The sequence below is a fragment of the Leifsonia sp. KNZ13-11D genome (genome assembly GCF_056754895.1).
The window spans coordinates 409,413-430,367 of record NZ_JBPGWU010000001.1 but is presented as its reverse complement, the minus strand read 5'-3'; the positions used below and the strand labels follow the sequence as shown (position 1 = coordinate 430,367).

The 20,955-nt window shown below is 67.3% G+C and carries 21 protein-coding genes, 1 tRNA gene and 2 pseudogenes; 14 read left to right on the top strand and 10 right to left on the bottom strand.

Annotated elements, in window-relative coordinates; translation table 11 throughout:
• Positions 1–40: 40 nt before the first annotated feature.
• On the bottom strand, positions 41–643 hold the full coding sequence (dcd, locus tag ACR9Y5_RS02190) for a dCTP deaminase (protein WP_310131905.1): 603 nt from the start codon (positions 641–643) through the stop codon (positions 41–43).
• A gap of 104 nt (positions 644–747) precedes the next feature.
• On the opposite strand from dcd, the gene ACR9Y5_RS02185 reads away from it, so the two are divergent.
• Positions 748–924 (top strand): hypothetical protein, encoded by a 177-nt coding sequence (locus ACR9Y5_RS02185; RefSeq protein ID WP_481296415.1) that lies wholly within the window; start codon positions 748–750, stop codon positions 922–924.
• A gap of 115 nt (positions 925–1,039) precedes the next feature.
• Positions 1,040–1,894 (top strand): annotated as a pseudogene (locus ACR9Y5_RS02180) (formylglycine-generating enzyme family protein); the annotation flags it as partial.
• Between the two features lie 145 nt (positions 1,895–2,039).
• Here ACR9Y5_RS02180 and ACR9Y5_RS02175 read toward each other — a convergent pair.
• The 3 genes and pseudogenes from ACR9Y5_RS02175 to ACR9Y5_RS02165 all read right to left on the bottom strand — a co-directional run bounded on the left by ACR9Y5_RS02175 (position 2,040) and on the right by ACR9Y5_RS02165 (position 5,059).
• Positions 2,040–4,405, bottom strand: a pseudogene (locus tag ACR9Y5_RS02175) (arylsulfatase).
• A gap of 14 nt (positions 4,406–4,419) precedes the next feature.
• Positions 4,420–4,578, bottom strand: coding sequence for a hypothetical protein (locus tag ACR9Y5_RS02170; RefSeq protein ID WP_481296414.1), 159 nt, complete (start codon positions 4,576–4,578; stop codon positions 4,420–4,422).
• Between the two features lies 1 nt (position 4,579).
• Positions 4,580–5,059 (bottom strand): DUF6325 family protein, encoded by a 480-nt coding sequence (locus ACR9Y5_RS02165; protein WP_481296413.1) that lies wholly within the window; start codon positions 5,057–5,059, stop codon positions 4,580–4,582.
• Positions 5,060–5,230: 171 nt separating this feature from the next.
• Here ACR9Y5_RS02165 and ACR9Y5_RS02160 point away from each other — a divergent pair, with 171 nt between their 5' ends.
• The 4 genes from ACR9Y5_RS02160 (at position 5,231) to ACR9Y5_RS02145 (ending at position 8,160) form a co-directional block, all read left to right on the top strand.
• Complete coding sequence (locus tag ACR9Y5_RS02160) at positions 5,231–6,526, top strand: LuxR C-terminal-related transcriptional regulator (RefSeq protein WP_481296412.1); 1,296 nt, start codon at positions 5,231–5,233, stop codon at positions 6,524–6,526.
• 430 nt (positions 6,527–6,956) lie between these two features.
• Positions 6,957–7,030, top strand: a tRNA-Gly gene (locus ACR9Y5_RS02155).
• 267 nt (positions 7,031–7,297) lie between these two features.
• Positions 7,298–7,522, top strand: a complete 225-nt coding sequence (locus ACR9Y5_RS02150; RefSeq protein ID WP_481296411.1) for a hypothetical protein — start codon at positions 7,298–7,300, stop codon at positions 7,520–7,522.
• A 344-nt stretch (positions 7,523–7,866) separates the two neighbouring features.
• The gene (locus ACR9Y5_RS02145) at positions 7,867–8,160 is read left to right on the top strand and encodes a hypothetical protein (protein WP_481296410.1); all 294 of its coding nucleotides are present in this window, start codon (positions 7,867–7,869) and stop codon (positions 8,158–8,160) included.
• A 108-nt stretch (positions 8,161–8,268) separates the two neighbouring features.
• Here the strand turns inward: ACR9Y5_RS02145 and ACR9Y5_RS02140 are convergent, their stop codons facing one another.
• The 5 genes from ACR9Y5_RS02140 to ACR9Y5_RS02120 are packed head-to-tail and all read right to left on the bottom strand — an operon-like array spanning position 8,269 to position 9,683.
• Positions 8,269–8,694: a hypothetical protein gene (locus ACR9Y5_RS02140; RefSeq protein WP_481296409.1), complete on the bottom strand. Its 426-nt coding sequence runs from the start codon at positions 8,692–8,694 to the stop codon at positions 8,269–8,271.
• Positions 8,684–8,965 (bottom strand): hypothetical protein, encoded by a 282-nt coding sequence (locus tag ACR9Y5_RS02135; RefSeq protein WP_481296408.1) that lies wholly within the window; start codon positions 8,963–8,965, stop codon positions 8,684–8,686. The genes ACR9Y5_RS02140 and ACR9Y5_RS02135 overlap by 11 nt, the downstream gene beginning before the upstream one ends.
• Positions 8,949–9,131 carry a hypothetical protein gene (locus ACR9Y5_RS02130; protein ID WP_481296407.1) on the bottom strand — a complete coding sequence of 61 codons (183 nt, stop codon included), beginning with the start codon at positions 9,129–9,131 and terminating at the stop codon, positions 8,949–8,951. Before ACR9Y5_RS02130 ends, ACR9Y5_RS02135 begins: the two co-directional genes overlap by 17 nt.
• A gap of 40 nt (positions 9,132–9,171) precedes the next feature.
• A complete protein-coding gene (locus ACR9Y5_RS02125; protein WP_481296406.1) occupies positions 9,172–9,441 on the bottom strand; it encodes a hypothetical protein in 270 nt (89 codons plus the stop codon).
• Complete coding sequence (locus ACR9Y5_RS02120) at positions 9,438–9,683, bottom strand: hypothetical protein (protein ID WP_481296405.1); 246 nt, start codon at positions 9,681–9,683, stop codon at positions 9,438–9,440. Before ACR9Y5_RS02120 ends, ACR9Y5_RS02125 begins: the two co-directional genes overlap by 4 nt.
• 864 nt (positions 9,684–10,547) lie before the next feature.
• On the opposite strand from ACR9Y5_RS02120, the gene ACR9Y5_RS02115 reads away from it, so the two are divergent.
• The 3 genes from ACR9Y5_RS02115 (at position 10,548) to ACR9Y5_RS02105 (ending at position 12,866) form a co-directional block, all read left to right on the top strand.
• Positions 10,548–10,796 carry a TauD/TfdA family dioxygenase gene (locus ACR9Y5_RS02115; RefSeq protein ID WP_481299506.1) on the top strand — a complete coding sequence of 83 codons (249 nt, stop codon included), beginning with the start codon at positions 10,548–10,550 and terminating at the stop codon, positions 10,794–10,796.
• Positions 10,783–11,667, top strand: coding sequence for a hypothetical protein (locus tag ACR9Y5_RS02110; protein WP_481296404.1), 885 nt, complete (start codon positions 10,783–10,785; stop codon positions 11,665–11,667). The genes ACR9Y5_RS02115 and ACR9Y5_RS02110 overlap by 14 nt, the downstream gene beginning before the upstream one ends.
• Positions 11,668–12,266: 599 nt before the next feature.
• Positions 12,267–12,866 carry a hypothetical protein gene (locus tag ACR9Y5_RS02105; protein WP_481296403.1) on the top strand — a complete coding sequence of 200 codons (600 nt, stop codon included), beginning with the start codon at positions 12,267–12,269 and terminating at the stop codon, positions 12,864–12,866.
• Between the two features lie 480 nt (positions 12,867–13,346).
• Here the strand turns inward: ACR9Y5_RS02105 and ACR9Y5_RS02100 are convergent, their stop codons facing one another.
• Positions 13,347–14,492 (bottom strand): peptidoglycan-binding domain-containing protein, encoded by a 1,146-nt coding sequence (locus ACR9Y5_RS02100; RefSeq protein WP_481296402.1) that lies wholly within the window; start codon positions 14,490–14,492, stop codon positions 13,347–13,349.
• Positions 14,493–14,728: 236 nt separating this feature from the next.
• Here ACR9Y5_RS02100 and ACR9Y5_RS02095 point away from each other — a divergent pair, with 236 nt between their 5' ends.
• The 5 genes from ACR9Y5_RS02095 (at position 14,729) to ACR9Y5_RS02075 (ending at position 20,734) form a co-directional block, all read left to right on the top strand.
• Positions 14,729–16,024 carry an APC family permease gene (locus ACR9Y5_RS02095; RefSeq protein ID WP_481296401.1) on the top strand — a complete coding sequence of 432 codons (1,296 nt, stop codon included), beginning with the start codon at positions 14,729–14,731 and terminating at the stop codon, positions 16,022–16,024.
• 13 nt (positions 16,025–16,037) lie between these two features.
• The gene (locus ACR9Y5_RS02090; protein ID WP_481296400.1) at positions 16,038–17,354 is read left to right on the top strand and encodes a threonine/serine exporter family protein; all 1,317 of its coding nucleotides are present in this window, start codon (positions 16,038–16,040) and stop codon (positions 17,352–17,354) included.
• A 130-nt stretch (positions 17,355–17,484) separates the two neighbouring features.
• Entirely contained in the window at positions 17,485–18,945 is a 1,461-nt protein-coding gene (gene gadC / locus ACR9Y5_RS02085) for a glutamate/gamma-aminobutyrate antiporter GadC (RefSeq protein WP_481296399.1), read from the top strand.
• Positions 18,942–19,382 carry a hypothetical protein gene (locus tag ACR9Y5_RS02080; RefSeq protein ID WP_481296398.1) on the top strand — a complete coding sequence of 147 codons (441 nt, stop codon included), beginning with the start codon at positions 18,942–18,944 and terminating at the stop codon, positions 19,380–19,382. The genes gadC and ACR9Y5_RS02080 overlap by 4 nt, the downstream gene beginning before the upstream one ends.
• Complete coding sequence (locus ACR9Y5_RS02075) at positions 19,382–20,734, top strand: M20/M25/M40 family metallo-hydrolase (protein ID WP_481296397.1); 1,353 nt, start codon at positions 19,382–19,384, stop codon at positions 20,732–20,734. The genes ACR9Y5_RS02080 and ACR9Y5_RS02075 overlap by 1 nt, the downstream gene beginning before the upstream one ends.
• The last annotated feature ends 221 nt before the right edge of the window (positions 20,735–20,955 follow it).

The following is a 20,955-nucleotide window of genomic DNA, read 5'->3' as shown; positions in this document are numbered from 1 at the left end:
CCCGCGGTCGGGCCAGGCGGCTCGGATCAGGCGGGACGGATCAGGCGGGACGGCCCGCCTCGGTGGTGGAGACGTCGGTGCGGTGGAAGTTCAGGTACGAGCGCGACGCCGTCGGGCCCCGCTGCCCCTGGTACCGCGAGGCGTACTCGGCCGAGCCGTAGGGACGCTCGGCGGCGGACGACAGCCGGAAGAAGCACATCTGGCCGATCTTCATGCCCGGCCACAGCTTGATCGGAAGCGTCGCGACATTGCTCAGCTCGAGGGTCACGTGGCCCGAGAAGCCCGGGTCGATGAACCCGGCGGTGGAGTGGGTGAGGAGCCCCAGCCGGCCGAGCGAGCTCTTGCCCTCGAGCCGCGCCGCCACATCGTCGGGAAGGCTGACCAGCTCGAACGTCGAACCGAGCACGAACTCGCCGGGGTGCAGGATGAACGGCTGGTCCGCATCCACCTCGACGAACCGCGTCAGCTCGGGCTGGTCGACCGCCGGGTCGATGAACGGGTACTTGTGGTTGTCGAACAGCCGGAAGAACCGGTCGAGGCGCACGTCGATGCTCGACGGCTGCACCATCTCCGGCTCGTAGGGCTCCAGGGCGATGCGCCCGGCGCCCAGCTCGGCCTTGATGTCGCGATCGGAGAGAAGCACGGGGCCAGCCTACCGGGTGGGGCTTGCGCGGCTGTCGTCGCGTGCTGTCGCGATCGTGGCCGGACCGGTGAGCATGCGGCCACGAGCGCGCGGGAGGTGCGGCCATGGCGGGACGCCGGGGTGCGGTCACGGTGCTCGGGGCGGCGCAGTTCGTCATGGTGCTGGACAGCACGGTCATGAACGTCTCCATCTCTCGGCCGGTGCGCTGTTCTTCTCCCGCAATCCCCCGTCAAGTGATCACGGACGAGGCGGCCGTGCCGGAAGCGGCCACCGGCAGCTGATCCGTCGGCGGTTCCCGGCCGGGTCCACCGCCGCCAGGGCGAGAATCGCGCCGAACGCGGACGCGCCAGATCGTGGGCGGACGACCTACACTGGGCCCCGTCGGCAGGAGTCCCCATGAGCACCTTGCACCGCATCCCGCAGGCGGACATCCCCGCCGGGAGCTTCGTGATGGGCGACGGCACGGGTGACGGCCGGTACGCGGACGGCGAGACGCCGCTCCACACCGTCGAGCTGGCCGGGTTCTCGATCGACGTCCACTCGGTGACCAACGACGACTTCGCCGCGTTCGTGGACGCGACCGGGCACAGGACCGAATCGGAGGTGTTCGGCTACTCGGCGGTCTTCCACCTCGCCTTCGCCGGCGACGACGCCGACGTGCTCGGCCGGCCGCCGCAGACCCCCTGGTGGCTCGGCGTCGCCGGGGCCGACTGGCGTCACCCCGGCGGCCGCAACTCGGATCTCGACGGACTCGGCGGCCATCCGGTCGTCCACGTCAGCTGGAACGACGCGCAGGCGTACTGCCGCTGGGCCGGGCGCCGGCTCCCGACCGAAGCCGAGTGGGAGTACGCGTCCCGCGGTGGGCTCGAGGGCGCGCGCTACCCGTGGGGCGACGAGCTGCTGAGCGACGGCGAGTGGAACTGCAACGTCTGGCAGGGCGTGTTCCCCGTCAGCAACGACCTCGCGGACGGATTCCTCACCACTGCCCCCGCGGTCCACTTCACCCCCAACGCGTACGGTCTCTACCAGACCGTCGGCAACGTCTGGGAGTGGTGCGAGGACTGGTATTCGGCGGAGTACTACGGGCACTCCGACGGCGTCGGGCCGACCGGTCCGGACGGCGGTACGCAACGCGTCCTGCGCGGCGGCTCGTTCCTCTGCCACGACTCCTACTGCAACCGCTACCGCAACTCGGCCCGGTCGCAGAACACCCCCGACTCCGCGATGGCCAACGCCGGGTTCCGGACCGTGGTCTCCACCGCGACGCCGACCATCGACCTTTCGGCGGCGGAGGCGATGTCGGACGTCCATGACTGCTGCGCGCCCGGCCGCGCGGCGTTCCTGCCGTCGCCCGGCCCGGCCCGCGGTCAGGGATGACCGGCGGCGCGCGCGTCCGTCACTGTCGCGCCATGGCGATCCGGAACCGCTCCTCCGGGTCGATGAAGTGGTCGGAGTCCTCGGCGCCGATATCCAGCTGCACCCAGTGGATCCGCCCGGTGAATCGGCTGGTCGCCGGCTCGTAGTCGGGGGTCACAGCCGTGCCCGATTCGTAGCCGACGTCGGTGGTCTCGTCGGCCGAGAAGACCATGGGCTGGGTGGCGGCCACCCTGCCCGTCCCGACCTCGTCACCGTCGTAGTACAGCGTGACGCCCCCGCCCCTGGCCAGGCCGCCGCCGTCGTAGGCGAACTCCATCCGGACCTGGTGCCGCCCCTGCTCGAGCGGCCTCGACGCGGCGATCCGGAACTCGTGGATGCCGAGGACGTTGTAGACGAACGTCGCGAGTCCGTCCTTGACGTAGAGGCTCCACCCGCCGAAGCGGCCGCCCTGCGCGATGATGACCCCGTCCGCGCCGTCGTCCGGCACATCGAGCTCTGCGGTGACGGAGAACGACTTGTTCTTGATGCTCAGGACGCTGTTCTCCGACAGCCTCCCCATCCCGGGAAGAGGAGCTGGGTGTTCCCGCGGATCAGCGTGGGCCGGCCCGCCAGCTCGGGGTTGAGTCGTTCGGCGCCGCGGTCGTCGATGGGGAGGACGTTGTATTTGACGGCTTCGATCAGCCAGAGGCGTTGGAGTTCGTGGAGGCGGTGCGGGTGTTCGGCGGAGAGGTCGTGGGCTTGGCTGTAATCGCTGCTGCCGTCGTAGAGTTCCCAGACGTCGTCGTCGAACGCGGGCAGGGCCCCGCCGACCATGACCCAGGGGGTGCGGTGTTTGGTGACCGCGCTCCAGCCGTTGTGGTAGATGCCGCGGTTGCCGAACATTTCGAAGTACTGCAGGGTGTGGCGTTCCGGCGCGGTCGGCTCGTTGAACGAGTACAGCATGCTGGTTCCCTCGATCGGGGACTGCTGCACCCCGTTGACCATGGTGGGTTCGGGAAGACCGGCGGCTTCCAGGATGGTCGGGGCGACGTCGATGACGTGGGTGAACTGCGAGCGCAGCCCGCCTTTGTCGGTGATGCCGTTGGGCCAGTGGATGATGGTGCCGTTGCGGGTGCCGCCCCAGTGGGAGGCGACCTGCTTGGTCCACTGGAAGGGCGCATCCATCGCCCACGCCCAGCCGACCGCGTAGTGGTTGTAGGAGCTGGGGCTACCCAGCTCGCCGATCTTGGAGGTGAGGAACTCGGGGGTCTCCAGCGCCGCCATCCCGTTGAAGTTCGCCATCTCGTTGAACGCCCCGTTCAGGGTGCCCTCAGCCGACGCGCCGTTATCGCCGATGATGTAGTAGATGATCGTGTCATCCAAGATGCCGAGCTCCTGGATGGTGTCGATGATGCGGCCGACGTGATGGTCGGTGTGCTCCATGAACCCGGCGTAAACCTCCATCTCCCGCTCCAGCACCGGCTTCAGCTCCTCCGGCATGTCCTCCCACGCCGGGATCTCCGCGTGCCGCGGGGTCAGCTGCGCATCGGCCGGGATAACCCCCAGCTCCTTCTGCCGCTCGAAAGTCCTCTCCCGCTGCACATCCCATCCGTCCGCGAACACCCCCGCGTACTTATCCGCCCACTCCGTGGGCACATGATGCGGGGCATGGGTCGCGCCGGGGGCGAAGTAGACGAAGAACGGCTTATCCGGCATCAACGCCTTCTGCGTCCGGATCCAGGTCACCGCATGATCGGCCAGGTCCTCCGTCAGGTGATACCCCTGCTCCGGGGTCGCCGGCGGCTCCACCGGCGTCGTCCCGTCATACAACGACGGATCCCACTGATTGTTCTCCCCACCGATGAACCCGTAGAACGTCTCGAACCCACCCCCCACCGACGGCCACGCGTCGAACGGGCCCATCGGCGAGGACTGCCACACCGGCACCTCATGACACTTCCCGAACTGCGCCGTCGAATACCCGTTCAACTTCAACGTCATCGCCAACGGCGCCTTCGTATTCGGCCGCAACGAACTGTTCCCCGGCGCCGACGTCGCCGTCTCGGTGATACTGCCCATCCCCACGGAATGATGATTCCGGCCACTGAGCAACGCAGCCCGCGTCGGAGCACACAACGCCGTCGTATGGAACCGGTTGAACATCAACCCGCCCGCCGCGAGCCGCTCCGCATTCGGCGTATTACACGGCCCCCCGAACACACTCGAAGACCCGAACCCCGCATCATCCACCAGAACCACCAACACATTCGGCGCCCCTGCGGGCGGCCGCAATGGCTCGATCGGCGGAAACGACGTCTCCGCGTCCTTCGCGTCATACGTCGTCAGACCCGGCAACGGCCGATCCGGGATCGGCAGCATGGTACGGGCGTGGCGATCGGGATTCACGACGTCCTCCGCGCTCAGATCCGACGGCGGCGGCCGGGCGTCACAGCGGCCGCGACGACGGCGGTCTTCGCGACCGGGGCGGGGCCGGGGCTCGCGACGGCCTTCGTCACCACTGCGGCTTTGGCGACGGGGTGACCGACGACCCCCAATCGTCCTACTCGTGCTGCTCGCATGTCACACTTCTCCTTCACGTTCGAGTTCTTCGTTCTCTTCCCACTCCGCTTCGGCTTCGAGAGCGTCCGCGATGGACTGGCTGTGGATGCGGCCGTCGGCGATGAGTCGCCCACCGGCGCGCCGTGCCGCTGCTGCGAACGGGGCCGCCCAGACGTTCTCGTACACGATCACGCCTGCGACGCTCCCGGGCTCCATGGCGGCCGCGAGGTCGGCGACATCCTGTTCGGCGAGGAAGTCGGCGAGGTCGGCCGTCAGCTCCCGCAGCGGGCCGACGTCGTCGACCTCGGACAGCTCCACCCCGTCCACGGACCCGTCCGCGTCCTTGATGAGGATCATCGCGTCGACGAGCCGTATCGTCCCGGCCTCCACCAGGTTCGCGAGCTCGTCGAGGACCTCCCCCGAGAAGTTCTGCTGGCCCTCCGGGAACTCGATGATGATGAAGTCCACCGGTGCAGCATTCTCTGTCGTCTCATCGGTCACGCTGACCCTCCTTCGCCTCGGCGTCGACAGGCAGCGGTTCTGCGAGTCCTCGCTCCTCGGAAACTAACCCGCCGCCCTCGGCACGGTCGTCACCCGATTCGGGTGAGCAACTGTCTCGCCGAGGGGCGCCGGGAGGTGCGACACTGAGCATCCCGCGGAGGGGGTGATCTCATGGGCGTCAGCCGTACGATCCCGGCGCCGGCGACCGAGCCGGCGGGCGAGTCCGCGCCCCGGACGGGTGCCGGGCACCGGACGGATGCCGGGCACCTGACGGATGCCGAGCGCCTGGCGTGGGTGGCGCTGGTCTCCGGCGGCCGGGCGCACTTCCTCGCCGGGAACATCGCCGAGGCCCGCGACCGACTGCATCGCGGACTTGCCCGCGAGGGCGCTCGCGACTCCCTGTCGCGCGTTCGCGCGCTCGGCGCCCTGGCGCTCGTCGAAGCCTGGGTCGGCGAGACGGCCCGGGCCTCCGAGCTTGCCGGGCGGGCGCTCGCCGGCGCCCAGGTCACCGGCGCCCTCTCCCACCCGGCGACGGCAGACGCACACCTGGCCGACGCGCTCGTCGCCGCCTCCCGCGGCGACCCGAACGTCGCGGAGCGCGAGCTGCGGGCGGCCGTCCTCCGGACCCCGATCGATGACCGCTCGCAGACCGCGTGGATCGCGTACGCGATCGGGCGCGACCTCGGCAGCGTGACGGATGCCGAGCACACCGCTCCTGTGCCCTCTGGCTCCCCTCCGCCGACCGTCGCGGAGGCGGTCGTCGCGTGGCGGGCCCGGAGGTCGAGGCTGACCGGCGACCCGGGCGCCGCTCTCGCGGTGCTCGCGGACCGGTCGTCGGCGTCGAGCGCGGTCCTCTTCGAGCGTGGCCTGGCGTGCGTCGCCCTCGGACGATCGGCGGAGGCGAAGGAAGCGCACCGCCTGCACTCGAACCTGCGCGACTCTGGGGAGCCGCTGCACCGCATCCGGAGCCTGCTGCTCGCCACCTCGCTCTCGGCCGCGCGCGGGCGCACCCCACGCACGGACGACCTGCTCGTCCAGGCGCTGCGCATAGCCGACGAATACGGTCTGGTCTCGGTCTTCCTCGATGCCGGCCCGGACATCACGACCCGCATCCTGGGGCTCGGGCTCCCTTCGCTGCCGTCCGTCGCGACGCAGGTGATCCGCTGCGCGTCGGTGGTCGCGCAGGCCGCGGGTGGCGCCGGCCTGGCGGAGCCGCTCACCGACCGCGAGCGCGAACTCCTCGTCCTCCTCCCGACCGGTTTCACGAACACGCAGCTCGCGGAACGCTACTTCGTCTCGGTCAACACGATCAAGAGCCACATGGCGCACCTCTACCGCAAGCTCGAGGTCTCAACGCGCAGCGGCGCCATCGAACGTGCAACGCTGCTCGGCCTCATCCGGCCCTGGTCGGACGGGTGGGCGCCGGCGGCGGAGTCACGGCGCCTCCGGTCCAGCGCGCTGCGGTGAGCGCGGCGACCACGACGCTGCGCTCGGGCGCCCGACGTGGATGACGTCGCGATCGACGGCGAACTCTCGGGCGCCGGGTTCGGTCACGACCGCTGACCGGGTGACCGTAATGAACCCGACGACAATTGCGCCCACGCAGATGGATGCGCCGAGCCAAGTCGGGATGACCGAGCGAGATTCCCCTCAGCAACGCGCTGGTCGCCGACGCGCTTGTCGAACCTTGGCGCCCAAGGCATGCCCAAGGCATGGAGAACGCGACGAAAATTGCGACGACGCCGAGGGCGACCAACCAGAGAAGGATCGCCAATCGGCCGATTCAGGTCTTCAGTCTCAAAGCGGTTAGTGGACGGTGGGTTTGGCCAAAAACCATTGACCGGGTAGTCTGGGCCGCAGCCTTACTTCCCAGTGTTTTACTGGGATTCCGGGTCGCGCGAGTGTAGTTCAATGGTAGAACCTCAGCTTCCCAAGCTGATAGCGCGGGTTCGATTCCCGTCACTCGCTCCACGTGTCACTTCTTGAGCTATCTGGGCTTTTCTCGTTCTACTTGGGCATGGGCGGCGCCAGCCTTCCCCTGCACACCCCCGGCGAGCCCAATCGGTTCTGGGAACAGCGACCCTGAGACCTTCTATCGTGGGCTGCCGAAAGCGGGGGTCACCAGTCGTGGACGGTGCCGTCGGCGAGCCGGTTGTAGGGCAGGTAGGCCCGGATGTACCGTCGGCGGATACGGCGCCCGCCTCCTCCGGCGGCGCTCCGGAACCGCGGAGCGAGACCATGACCGTTGACCCGTCCACCCCGGAAGGTCGTCGCCGGACCCGGCGTGGCCTGCTGCTGTTCGGCTTCGTGCTCGCGTTCCTCGCCGTGCAGGGTCTGCTTCTGCGGTGGGCTGTCGTGTCTGGTTCGGCGGTGGTCTGGGCGTTGTGGGCGTCGTTCGTCGCGGGCGCCGTATTCGGGTTCGTGGTCGAGTCGTTGGCGGAGCGGCGCAGGCGGCGCATGTAAGCGTCTCCCGGAGCGCGGGACTGGAGAGTATGTTCGCCGGGTGAGCATTGCTCGGAAACGCCCGTGGTGGGTACGGTCGTTGCGCCGGTCGAGGTCGCTGCGGACCGCCATACTGTGGACTCTTCTCACTGCCCTGAACCTCTACCTCACCCACACGCCGAGGATCGGGGCGCTGTGGCTCTTCCCGGCGGGAATAGCTGCACTCCTCGCCGTAAGCGGATGGGCCGGTTACGTCTTCTACCGGCTGCACCCGGAGATGGAACGGCCGCTGACGCGACGCGGTGACATCGGTGAGTGACCGCCGCGCGGGACGGCACGCTTTCAATGCATCCGCAGTCACTGATGTGCGGGAGACGCCGGAGCTGCGGGAGGGCCGCCGGGAGCAGCGGAACGGCGTGCTGGTGGTCCTGGTGTCGGCGGCCGCACTGGCGTTCGGTCTCGTGGCCGACATCATGAAGCTCATACCGGGTCTCACCGGTTGGCACACACTCGTGACGGCAGCGTTCGTGTTCGGCGGCGTATTCACAAGCCAGGGTTTCCGCATGATCCGCGAAGGCCGCGCCACGCTCCGCGACGAGCTCCGGCGGCAGGCGGAAGCAGGGTCGTCCGGTTCCGCAGCCGACCGCGAGCGCGAGTGACGCCGGATGCAGATTCAGATCGGCCTCGCCGCCGAGGCGAAGCGCTCGACGGGAACCGTCCCGCTCTTATCCGCAATGTCGCTCGCCGGTGAGGATCAGTCGGCACCGTCATTGCCGCCTGTTGTCGGACACCTTGCGGAGGAGGAAGTACCCGCCGACGCCAAGAACGATGACGAACAGTGCAGTGAGCACGCCGCGTGCCGAGGCACCGACGATCGCGATGATGAGAAGAACGAGGCCGCTGATCAGGAACCCGGCGGAGACCACGTAGGGAATCCACCTGTTCACAGCGGACGGTTTGCCGTCGGGTCGGGCGCCAGCTCGGCGACCGCCCGTGCGGAGGTTCGCACGGCCACTGACGCCGAGCAGGACGAAACCCGCAAGCATGACCCCGACCGGCAGAAGCGCAAGCCAGAATCCCGCGTGCAACGCCGCACTCACAGCGAGCCCGATCAACCCAACGACGATGGCACCAGCGGACGCCCACATGGTCGGGCGGATCCATGCCGGTTGCGGTTCGCTGCTATTCGCCATCGTTGTCTGCCCGAGTGTGTTCCCGCTGCCGGCGGTAGCGGCGGAGCAGCTGGCGGGTGATCCAGACGGTCAATCCGACGTTGACCAGCATGAGTACGGCGAGTCCACCGAACGCGAACCAGTCCCGCCCCTCGAAGGTCCCGCGCGTTATCGGGCCGACAGAAAGCGCACACATGGTGATGAGCAGCGCCAGGACGAGCCACCGGATGGTGAGTCTGCGGATGAGGCCGGCGCGGGTGAGCGGCGGCGGCCAGTCATCGTGCCCGGTCATCGCCGGTCCACCGGTTCGCGAGGTACCAGACCGCCCACCACGAATAGGCGGCACCGACGATCCCGACGACGTACACGCAGGCGACGAACCAGTTCTTCCCCGGCAGCCACAGCACCGTGAAGAGCACCGTATAGGCACTGAACCCGACCGCGTAGAACCACGCCATCTGTGGCCTCGTCCACGCCAGCCACCACGGCCGTTACCGGTCAGCCATCGTCGCGGTCCTCGGCTCGAGCTGGCGGCGGTCGGTCGGGCGCCGACGTCGGATGCCTAAGCACCCAGACCAGCGACGTCCACCCGAGCGCGCTCAAGAGCACGAAACCCACGGCGAGAAGCCACTGCCACCAGAGGCCCTGGGCCACTCCCTCGTAGAGTTCGAAGCCAGCGAAGACCGTGTAGAAGACGGCGAAGAACCACGACCCGCCACGGTTGGTGGTGAGAACGAACCACGGCTTCTTCGACGGCGCACCGGTCACTCTGCCTCCTCACGCTCGGACCTATGCCGTTGCTCCCAGATCGCCACCGCCCACATCCAGAGCGCCAGGATCACCCCGACCACACTGATGGCGGTAAGCCACCAGTGGCCGTTACGCAGCGCAGTGACGAGTCCACCACCGGCTGAGACCGTGAGGAACAGCGCCCAGGCCAGCGTGAAACCGCGACTGTGCTGCCCGCGGGCTCGCACCCACCACGGCTTCTTCGACGGCGCACTGGTCACGGGTCGGACTGTACTCGCGAGGGTGCTCTGCCGCTCGCGCACCACCCGCGACGCCTGCCTCCCAAGCCGGCCCACATTCCAAACCCGAGTCCTTCAGCGAAGACCACCGCGCCGAAGATGCGCAATGGCACAGCGTCGCCGATGACCAGCAGCCGGCCTCCGACCAGCCACAGGATGTCCGCGACCGCTAACTTCCCTCCACCACCGTTCATCGGCGTTCCGTTTCGCCACGGCGGCGCGGGCGCACTACGGCCAGGACAACGACCACCACCACGGCGATCACTGCGAGGATGACGAACGGCAGCCACAACGGTGTCGTCCCGACTACGACGATGACGTCTTTGCACGGCTGGCCGTCTGGTGAAGGAGTCGGGCAGGCCCTCAAGCAGAGTTTTCCCCGCCGACACCGCGATGTGAGTCACGCCTCATAGTCGCACGATGGTCTGACAAGCCGCGAGCAATCAGCGACGTGTCATCGACGTTGAGCGCTACGCTTCGGCTGTGGTGCACGAATCGGCCCTATCTCATGAACACCTGGTCAAACACGGCTGGGTCGTTTTTACTTCTGCCGCAGCAGCTTCTGAAGTACTTCACTCTTTGGGGCGCCCTTGGGGAGTCGAAGACCTGGTGCCGAAAGCAGCCGACGATGCCGACAAGTGGAGTCTTTCCGGTGTCTACGGGAAGTCGGTCTTCCCGTGGCACACCGACGGTGCGGTCTCTCGGCGGCCGCCCCGTTATCTGGTCCTCGAGTGCATAGAAGCGGAAGACGAGACGCCTACCGAGTTGCTGCGACCCTCTGTCGAGCTGCTTGCCCTCCTACGAGGCACGATACTCAAAATCTCGGATCGGTCAGGGAGACGACTGATGTATGCCTGCGCCACACCCTCACCTGATGGACAGCTGCTCAGATGGGACCCACGTATCGGTGCTGCGTCTAAGAATGAAACCGTCCTGGCAGTCGAGGCTGCCGAACCAACTGAGGCGATTCGATGGGCCAAAGGCAACGTCGCAGTGATCGATAATCACGCCGTCCTGCACCGAAGGCCCGCCACGGGCCCAGGGACGCGCGTACTGCGGCGCAGCTACATCGGGGGCGCAAATGTGGGACTATGACAGCCTTTACGCAAAGGCCCTTGAGTACTTCCAGCGAGCCCGTCGTCATCTCGGGGCTGATGACTGGGAAGACGCCATCTGGAGTCTGCTTGGGCTGGAGTTTCTCCTCCGCCTCCCGCTCGCGTATATTCACCCATCGCTCCTGGCGGCCCCTGACGGCCATGCGATCCTCCAGGCCAACGGAATTTCGGTTCCGTCAGGGTCAAGTATCCAGTCCATTCAGATGAAGACCGTCCTACTAAGACTGCCCGCTATCGTCCAGGATTTCACAACAGAGAGAAGAGACGACGCGGCATTCCTGGTCGCGCTGCGCAACGAGGAACTTCACACAGGTTCGATGGCGCTCGAAAATGCCACCCGTCAAACGTGGCTTCCCAAACTCATTCGTGTGGGCGAGGTGGTCGCAGCTCATCTTGACTTCGAACTGTCGGACCTTCTGGGGCATGACGTTGTTCAGGAAGGCAGGGCGCTTGTAGACGCCGAAGACAAGAAACTCGCCCGCGAGATAAGTGGTCGGATCGCTCAAGCGAAGGCATTCTACGACCGCCTTACTGCGGAGGAGCGAGAATCCCGTCGTCTGAACGGCATGGTGTTTGGTAGATCGGAGACTTGTCCGGCTTGCGGATCAGACGCATCCATCTCAGCGACGAAGGTTCGAGTAACCGGTGAGACACTCGACGGCGACAGCATTGTCCAGGAGGTGGTGTACGTGCTCACCGGTTGCGAGTGTCCCGTCTGCGGCCTCGATCTCACAACTACCGCAGAATGCGTTGCCAGCGGTCTAAGCCAGCAGTTCGTGGAGAGAGAAGTGGAGAGCCTCGCCGATCGATTTCTCAGTGGTGCCTATGAACCGGATTATGGAAACGACTGAGGACGCCCACATAGCTTGAGAATGCCCAACTAGCGCGAGACGTGACACCACGTGTCACTTCTTGAGCAAAGTGGGCCTTTCTCGTTCTACTTGGGCATGGGCGTCATAACAGAAGCTGTCGGCGCCCGGGAAGCGCGGAGTGCGGAGAGGATCGTCGCGAGGTCGTCGGCCTCCTGAAGCAGGGCGCCGACGATGGCGGGAAGGACGCCGTCTAGTGGGTTCACGGCGCACAGGCGTCGGCGACCGTAGCAATCTTGCAAATGGCGGATAGGGCCGGACGCTTTGAGATAGCGGCCGACCCCATCGCGCTCGGCGGGGCGCATGCTTACGCGCCTTGTATGAACGTCTCGGGCTATATCAGCCCGAGACTCGCCAAGACTTCGCGAGGTCGTTCATCAGACCGAGGTTCGCAAGCGACGACGCATAGCCAGTGCTGGAGCCGCCGTAGTTCGTGCTCGAGAACACCGCTGTCTTGCACCCCGCGTAGCTCTTGTAGGACGACACACGGTTGTACCAGCCCAGCGATCCGATGTCGGTGAAGCCGTACGCCGAAGCCGCGCAATTGCCGTTGCCGACGCCACCGTCACTTGCGGCAGCAGTTGGAAGATCAGCTCGACCGAGCGGTGGAGGAGAGCCGTGGAGCTGTCGGCCGACTGCTGACGGCCGACGGCGACGAACTTGTGGCTGCTGTAGTCGACGCGCTGCAGAGCATCGGATTCCGCGTAGAGGATATGGACGAGCACCACGACTCCATTACTGGAGCGAAGCTCGAGGATTTACGCGTCTACGACCCTTCCGGTGATGAGCACTGGGTCGCCCTTGTCGAGGTGAAGGGTTACTCGAAGGGCGCCAATTCGAATGACGTGAGTCAGATAGTCGGTCGCCCCGTCGCGACTTTCGCCCGGGACAACGGCCGCTTCCCAAGCCGCGTGTGGCATATCGTGAACGTCTGGAGGGGACTTGACCCGTCCACCCGGCCTCTTGCCGTGCCCAACAGCACCGACCTAGCAGGTCTGACCGCGGTCGACGGCGCGATTATCGACACACGCGATTTGTTCGAAGCTGTGCAGGCTGTGGCGAACGAGCAGTGCACCGCCGATGAGGTCCGAGCCAGCCTCAAATCAGTGACTGAACGTTGGACCCTGAAGTCGCTCGGCCTCACCACGAGTGACGATCCCACCACCACCGCGCCCAACTAGCTTGAGAAAGCCCACTTAGCGCGAGACGTGACACCACGTGTCACGTCTTGAGCAAATTCGGCTTCTTGGCCGTTGGGACCCTCGGCTCTGCGCTGTTCGCCTCCCTGGTCGGTCGCGTCTCTCGGCGGAGTGAGGCGGCCCCTGCTGCGAGCGCCCCGAACTACTGGAAGGGCGCCCACTACAAGCGAACCCGCCAGACGCGACCATCACAGGCCACGAATTGACCGCGAGCCGTTTCGGCCTGCCAGCTGCCGTCGCGGGACCGGCGCCATCGCACCATTCCAACGTGCTCTCGAGGCCGTGGTGAATGAGGCGGTCGAATGAACTCGTCTTCTGGCATGGCAACCCTCCTTGCCTGCTGTGCCGAACATGTTCCGACGAGGACAACGGACGCGACCACCCCCCAAACGGGTTACATAGAGCGGCAACCGCACACGTCACTGCTGCCGACGCGGTCGCCACACGTCGTCGGGGGACTGTTCACGTCGCGGGCGTCGGCGTAGCACTGGGCATGGGCTGCGGCTGCTTGGACTGGGCGAGCGCCTTCTCCAAGGCGCTGATGGTGGCGGCGTCGACGGTCCCCGTTGGCTCGACGGCGAGCTGTACTTGGCACTTCTGCAAGGCTTCCGTCAGCTCCGGCGTCCACACTCCGTCGACGGGACCGCTCCAGAAGCCGGCGAGCTTGAGTGTCTGCTGGAGGGCCGCCGTCGAGGCCGTACTCGTCTGAGCTGCGGCCCCGCCGAGGGCGAGGAGTCTGGCGTCCAGGGCCGCGGCGGTCGCCTTGTCGACCGTGCCGGTCACCGGCAGACCGCTTGCCGACTGCAGCTGCTCGACGGCTGCGACCGTCTGGGGCCCGTAGACACCGTCGACCGGCCCCTTGTAGTAGCCGGCTGCGGCAAGACTCTGCTGGAGCTCGGTCACATAAGCACTCACAGCCGCCTCGGCCTGTGCGGCTTTCTCATCGGGGACGCAGCCGGCCTGTGCGAACAGCTGCAACCAGGCGAACTCGAGTGCGACCGCCGCGCTGTTGAACTGTTGCGAGGCGGCAGCGAGGGTTGTCTGGTCGGTGATCGCCGCCTGGGCGGACGAGAACTCCGAGTCAGCTTGCTTGACGCGGTCGACCGTGGCGCTCGGCACAAGGGGTGTCGCCGTCCCCTGCGGGGTCGGGGCAGCAGTCGGAGTACCCGATGGACCGGCTTTGGCCTGCTCGAGCGCAGCCTGGGCCTCAGCGAGCTCCTTCTCAGCCTTCGCGAGCTCCTGGTGGGCCTCCACCGCCGTTTCCGCCCCGTCGAAGGCCGCTGACCTCGGCTTTCCGAGGTCCTTTCCTGCCTCCGTGACGTCGCCGACAGTCGGGGCGGTCTGGGTGAGGATGTCGCCGTACCGGTCGAGGGCCTGGATGTACGTCTTGCTGGACGTGCAGAACTTCTCGGCCGCGGCCGCGGCCGAGGACTGCGCCTCCTTCACCGCCTTCTCCTTCGCGGTGACCTGCGCCTGCGCCCGGTCGACGGCGCTGACGTCCCCGGAGCACGCCGAGAGCGCGAAAGTCGCGACGGCGACGATCGCGGTACCCGCGACAATGCGCGTCCACTCGGTCGGGCGGCTGACGTGCCGCGTGCGCTCCTTCATCGGCCGCTTCTCCCATCGTCGTCTGCCGCGTCGCGCTCTCAGCGTCGATCGCGGTGGCAGCCACACGGTAGCTTCCCCGGGCGCCGCCGCGATATACGGCACCGAGCGGCTGTCTTCCCGAGCGGCGCCACGGGGATGCATCATCCGACTACGCACATCCCGCGGCGGTGAAAGGCGGCTCTCATGTCAGCGGATGGAATGCCGGGAGGCGTCGCCCGGCGGAAGACGAACGCACGATGAGTGCCGAAGCCACTCCGCGCCGGATGACCGTCCTACAGGCGACCTATATCGGCGTCGGCTCGATGGTCGGCGCCGGAATCTTCGCGCTCCTCGGCGCGGCCGGGGCGGTCGCCGGCGCCGCCGTCTGGCTGTCGTTCCTCATCGCCGGGATCATCGCCGGCCTGCAGGGGTACTCGTTCGCGAAACTCGGATCCCGCTACCCCTCGGGGGGCGGCATCCTGACCTTCTTGTCCAAGGGCTTCGGCGAAGGCCATCTCGCCGGGATCGGAGCCTGGCTGTTCTTCACCGCCGGCTCGATCGTGGTCGCGATGATCGCGTCGTCGTTCGGCGGGTACGCCAGTTCCGTCGTCGCCCACGGTGATCCCTTCTGGGCGAAGGCGCTGGCGGTGCTGCTGATCGTCGTCATGTCGGGGCTGAACGCCATCGGGTCCCGCGCCGTGGCCCGGGTGCAATCCGTGATCGTCACCGTGGTGCTCATCATCCTGGTGATCTTCGCGATCGTCACGATCGCGAACTGGAACCCCTCGCTCCTCGACCCGTCGACGTATCCGGGCTGGCGCGACATCATCTCGAGCGTCGCCCTGACCTTCTTCGCCTTCCTCGGCTTCGGCGTCATCACCTTCACGGCGAAGGATCTGCCGAATCCCGCGAAGCAGCTGCCCAAAGCGATCTACTTCGCTCTGCTGATCGCCACCACGGTGTACGTCGCCGTCTCGCTCGGCGTGTTCGGAACACTGACCGCCGACGACGTGGTGAAGTACGGGACCACGGCGCTCGCGGAAGCGGCGAAGCCGACCCTCGGGCAGGCCGGTTATGTGTTGATGGTGATCACGGCGCTGTTCTCGACGACGGGAGCAGTGAACGCCGGCCTCTACCCCTCGATCGGGATGACGCAGCACCTGGCCTCGGTCGGCCAGTTCCCGCCCTTCTTCGGCCGGTCGTTCGGCCGGTTCGCGGCGGGTCTGATCGTCATGGCCGTCCTCGCCATCATCCTGGTCGCGTTCTTCAACCTGAATGCGATCGCCTCGATCGGCAGCGCCGTCGCGCTGCTCGTCTTCTCCTCCGTGAGCATCGCGCACCTCAGAGTCCGACGGGAGACGGGAGCGAACCTCGTCCTCATCATCATCGGGCTCGTCGCCACCCTCGGCACGTTCATCATCTTCTGCACCACCACCCTCGTCGCCGAACCGGCGACGGCGTTGGCGCTTGTGGCGATCGTGGCGCTCGCCGTGATCATCGACATCAGCTGGAAGGCGGCCTCTCGTCGGCAGCGGGTCGGCAACCCGGGATAGCGGAGGAGATGCGGTGGATCTGCCCGGGATGTGGCACAAAGTCGTCCGGCGCTGGCAGGGCGGCGAGACGGTACCGCCTCCGGCAGACCCGGACCCGTCCGTCTCCCAGACCTTCCTCCTCCGGCTCGGCGGCGCGCTGCTGTCGGTCGGCATCGCCACCACCGACATCCAGCGGACCCTGCGCCTGGTCGCGGTCGCGCTCGGGCACCCCGGCACCGCCATCATCGTGCTCCCGACGGTGCTGATCGTCGAGATGCCGGAGGTCGAGAACCGGGGCGTCCAGGCGGTCACCTCGCTTGGAGGCGAGGTGCGTTTCGATCGCGCGACGGAGTTCTACCGCATCGTGCTGGCCGCGCAGCAGGGAGAGCTGACCGCAGCCGAGGGACTCGCCGCGGTGGATGAGGCACTCGCCCGGCCGCCCCGGTTCCCGGCTCTCGTCCGGGTCGTCGGGCACGGCGTCGCGGCCGCGGGCGTCGCGCTGGTGCTTCTCGGGGCGCAGCTGACCAGCATGGTGGCCGCGCTGATCCTCGGAACACTGGTCGGCGTGGCGAAGCTCGCCGTGCGTCCCGGATCCTTCGGCGCGACCCTGCTTCCGGTGTTCGCCTCGTTCGTCGCGGCACTGGCCGTCTTCGTTGCCGCGGAGGCGGAACTCATCTCGATACCGCTCCAGGTGCTCATCCCCGCACTGGTCACCCTCCTGCCCGGCGCCGCTCTGACGACGGGCATCCAGGAGCTCGCCTCGGGCGACATGGTCTCCGGCTCGAGCCGTCTGGTCTACGGCTTCACGCAGATCGCGCTGCTGGCGTTTGGAATCGTCGCCGCGCTGTCGGTCTCCGGCCTGTCGGCGTCGCTCGCGTTGTTCTCGCCCTCGCCCGGATTCGGGGCGTTCGAGCCATGGGTGGGGGTGCTGCTGCTCGCAGCGGGGTTCTTCCTCTACTACTGCGGTCCCAGCCGCTCGATCGTGTACCTGGCGATCACGCTGCTCACGGCCTACGCCGCACAGGTCCTCTCGGCACAGATCGTGCCTGCGGTGTTCAGCGGCTTCGTCGGCGCGTTCGTGCTGACGGTGGTGGCCTACCTTCTGCAGACGCTTCCGGGGGCGCCTCCGGCGGTGGTCTGCTTCCTTCCCGCCTTCTGGCTCCTGGTTCCGGGGGCGGCCGGCTTGATCGGTTTCACGCAGCGGGTGCTGGGTCTGACGCTCGACTCGGTGAGCGTGTTCAGCATCCTCGGGTCCATTGTCGCGATCGCTCTGGGAGTAGTCACGGGGACGGCCGTGTACCGCCAGATCTACCGTGTCGCGCCCACACGCTGGGGGCTGCGGTTCATCTGAAAAAGGTGTGTAGCCAGCGGGCGGATCGCAGGTGCATCATGCGGCCACAGTGAATCATCGCCGAGTGAGAGGGAGTGGTGGACATGCTCAGATGTTCGTGCCCCGGGGGGACCAGCATGAGGCGGTCGCTATGAGCGCCGCCGACGCTGCGGCGGACAAGCCGTTCGCCGAATCGCTCTCCAAGACGCAGTCGCGCGTCTGGATCACATGGGTCGCCCTCGCCTTGATGACGACGAGCTCTGTCGCCAGCCTCCGCCCAGCACCGACGATGGCGGTCTACGGGTTGGCGTCGGTGTTCCTGTACCTGGTGCCGGCGGTGCTCTTCCTGCTGCCGACGTCCCTGGTCTCCGCCGAACTGGCGTCGGGCTGGAAGGGCGGCGTCTACAACTGGGTCTCGACGGGGATCTCCAAGCCGATGGGCTTCCTCGCCGTCTGGTGCCAGTTCGCCATGACGATCTTCTACTACCCGAGCCTGCTCGGTTTCGTCGCCAGCACGCTCGCCTACGTGATCAACCCGGACCTCGCGAGTAATGGCGTCTGGACGGCTCTCGTGATCATGGTCTGCTACTGGTCGGGAGTGTTCATCTCGAGCAGGGGGACCAAGGGTGTTGCCGGGCTCGCCAGCGGCGGACTCATCATCGGCACTCTCATCCCGGGAGCTCTGCTGGTGTTCCTGGGTGCGGTGTTCCTGGGCCAGGGCAACCCCTCCGCGGCGCCGATGACCGCCGACAACCTGCTGCCGCAATGGGCGGGAATCGCCAGCCTCGTCCTCATCGTCAACAACTTCCTGTCGTACAGCGGCATGGAGATGAACGCGGTGCACGTGTCGTCGCTGCGCAAGCCCGCCACCGAGTTCCCGCGGGCGATGTTCCTGGCGATGGGCCTGGTGCTGCTGATCTTCATCCTGCCCGCGCTCGCGATCAGCTGGATCGTCCCAGCTGACCAGCTCTCGCTGACCGCCGGCGTGATGCAGGCGTTCGACGCGATCTTCGCCCAGTTCAGCGTCCAGTGGCTCACGCCGATCATCGGGGTGATGCTGGTGGCGGCCTCGCTCGGCGGGATGCTCACCTGGCTGGCTGGACCGTCGAAGGGCCTCCTGCTGATCTCCCGCCAAGAGGGCTACCTTCCGCCGTTCCTGCAGAAGCTCAACAAGAACGGCATCCAGCAGAACCTGCTCGTCACCCAGGGGCTCGTCACCACAGTGATCGCCCTCGGCTACGCCCTCATCCCGAGCGTGTCGAGCGCGTACTGGATCTTCTCGGTCATCACCACCCAGGTGTATCTGATCATGTACCTGCTGATGTTCATCGCGGCTGTGCGGCTGCGCCGAACTCACGCCGACCACCCACGCGGCTTCCGGGCGCCGATCCTGGTGACGCTCTGCGTCGTCGGCTTCCTCGCGTCGCTCGCGGCTCTGCTCGTCGGCTTCATCCCGCCGTCGCAGTTCTCGGACGGCAACGCCGGGGTCTACATCCTCATTGTGGCCGGAGGCGCCCTGGGACTGGGGCTGCTGGTGCCGTTCCTCTTCTACCGACTGCGCAAGCCCTCGTGGAAGCTGCCACCGGTCGAGACGGAGGTGAACGAATCATGAGCACCAACCTCGAACACAGCACTCGGCGCAGCCGGACAGCTTTGTATATCGTCGCCATCGTCGTCCTGGTCGTCCTTGCACTGGTCGCCCTGCTGACGTTCCGGGCGGGGCGCCAGTCGCTCGAGGCGCAGGACAAGGCCGAGCAGCTGGTGAGCTCCCTGCACAAGGCCGGCCTACCTGCTCCCTCCACCCAACAGCTGGTCGGGGTGCTCGGCACCGAAGGGGGGCAGGTCTGCGCCCGTCCGAACGACGCGCTGTCGCGTGCTCTCGTGCTCGACCATCTCACGACCGACACCGGAGGCGTGGGGATGCGCCCCATCATCGGCGAACGGGAGGTCCTCACCGGAACCATTCTCACCATGAAGGTCTACTGCCCGGACGAAGTGCCCGACTTCCAGAAGTTCCTCGACGGGCTCACCACCGCGGAAGGGTCGTGATGAGCGACGCGCTGCGCTCCCGCATCCACGAGCAGATGGGGGCCGCGCAGGCGGAGCTCGCCGAACTTGTCGCCATCCCGTCGGTCGCGGATGCGCGTCAGTTCCCGCCCGAGGAGTGCGAGAGGGCGGCCCGCTGGGTGCGCGACAGATTCCAGGACGTCGGGTTCGCGGACGCCCACCTGGAACGGACGCCCGACGGCAGCGATGCTGTCGTCGGATCCCGACCGTCCCGCGACAGTGGCGCGCCTACCGTCCTCTTGTACGCGCACTACGACGTCCAGCCCCCGCTCGACGATTCGGCGTGGAGGACCCCGCCGTTCGAGCTCACGGAGGTCGACGGGCGCTGGTACGGGCGGGGGGCCGCAGACTGCAAGGGCAACATCCTGACGCACCTCCTCGCCCTGCGCGCACTAGGAGACGATGTGCCGGTCACCGTGAAAGTGGTGGTCGAGGGATCAGAGGAGCAGGGCACCGGCGGCCTCGAGCAGTTCGTCGCGGCGAACCCGGAGCTGTTGCGGGCGGATGCGATCCTCGTGTGCGACACCGGCAATGCCGCTGTCGGGCGCCCGGCCGCGACGATCACGCTGCGCGGCATGGTGAACGTTGTCGTGACGGTCGAAGCGCTGGCGTCGGAGGTCCACTCCGGGATGTTCGGCGGCGCCGCACCCGACGCGCTCGCGGCACTGATCGCCACGCTCGCCTCCCTGCGGAACAGCGAGGGGGACACGACTGTCGCGGGCCTCGACCGGTCGCAGACCTGGACGGGCGAGATCTACCCGCCCGACCAGTTCCGGAGCGATGCGGGCGTCCTCGACGGCGTCCGGCTTCTCGGCAGCGGGAGCGTCTCCGACATGCTGTGGGCCCGTCCGGCTCTCACGGTCCTGGGGATCGACTGCCCGCCGGTGACCGGGTCGACCGCCGCAATAGTGCCCCGCGCCGCGGCACGGCTCAATCTGCGGGTGCCGCCTGGGACGGATGCAGAGGAAGCGCACTCCGCGCTCCTCGAACACCTGCGCGCGGCGGCGCCCTGGGGGGTCCACGTCTCGATCGAGACGGAGGCGATCGGACCGCCATTCGCGGCGGCGACCAGCGGCCCGGCGTTCACAGCATTGCAGGCGTCGATGCTCGAAGCGTTTGGCACCCCTATGACCACCCTCGGTCAGGGCGGTTCGATCCCGCTTTGCAACGTGCTCGCCGAGACGTACCCAGAGGCCGAGCTGGCCATGATCGGCGTGGAAGAGCCCATGGCGCTGATTCACGCGCCGAACGAGAGCGTCGACCCTCGCGAGATCGAGGCGACAGCGCACGCGATCGCACGCTTCCTGCAGCTGTGCGCGGGCAGTCGTTCCTGAGGCGCCAAGTGCGCCCACCTAGCCTGAGAATGCGCGACCAGGGCGAGACGTGACCGTCTGGGGCCGCCGGGCAGCGACCTACCCACGAGAGAACATCCCCGGCTGCTGATCGGGTTGGACGCGCGACCGCTCGCCGCGCTGGAGTTGCGCGGCACCTCACCGGCGGGCGACGGCTCCGGCCCTGCGGCGTGCGGTGCTCCCGGAGTCGGCTACCGCGATGA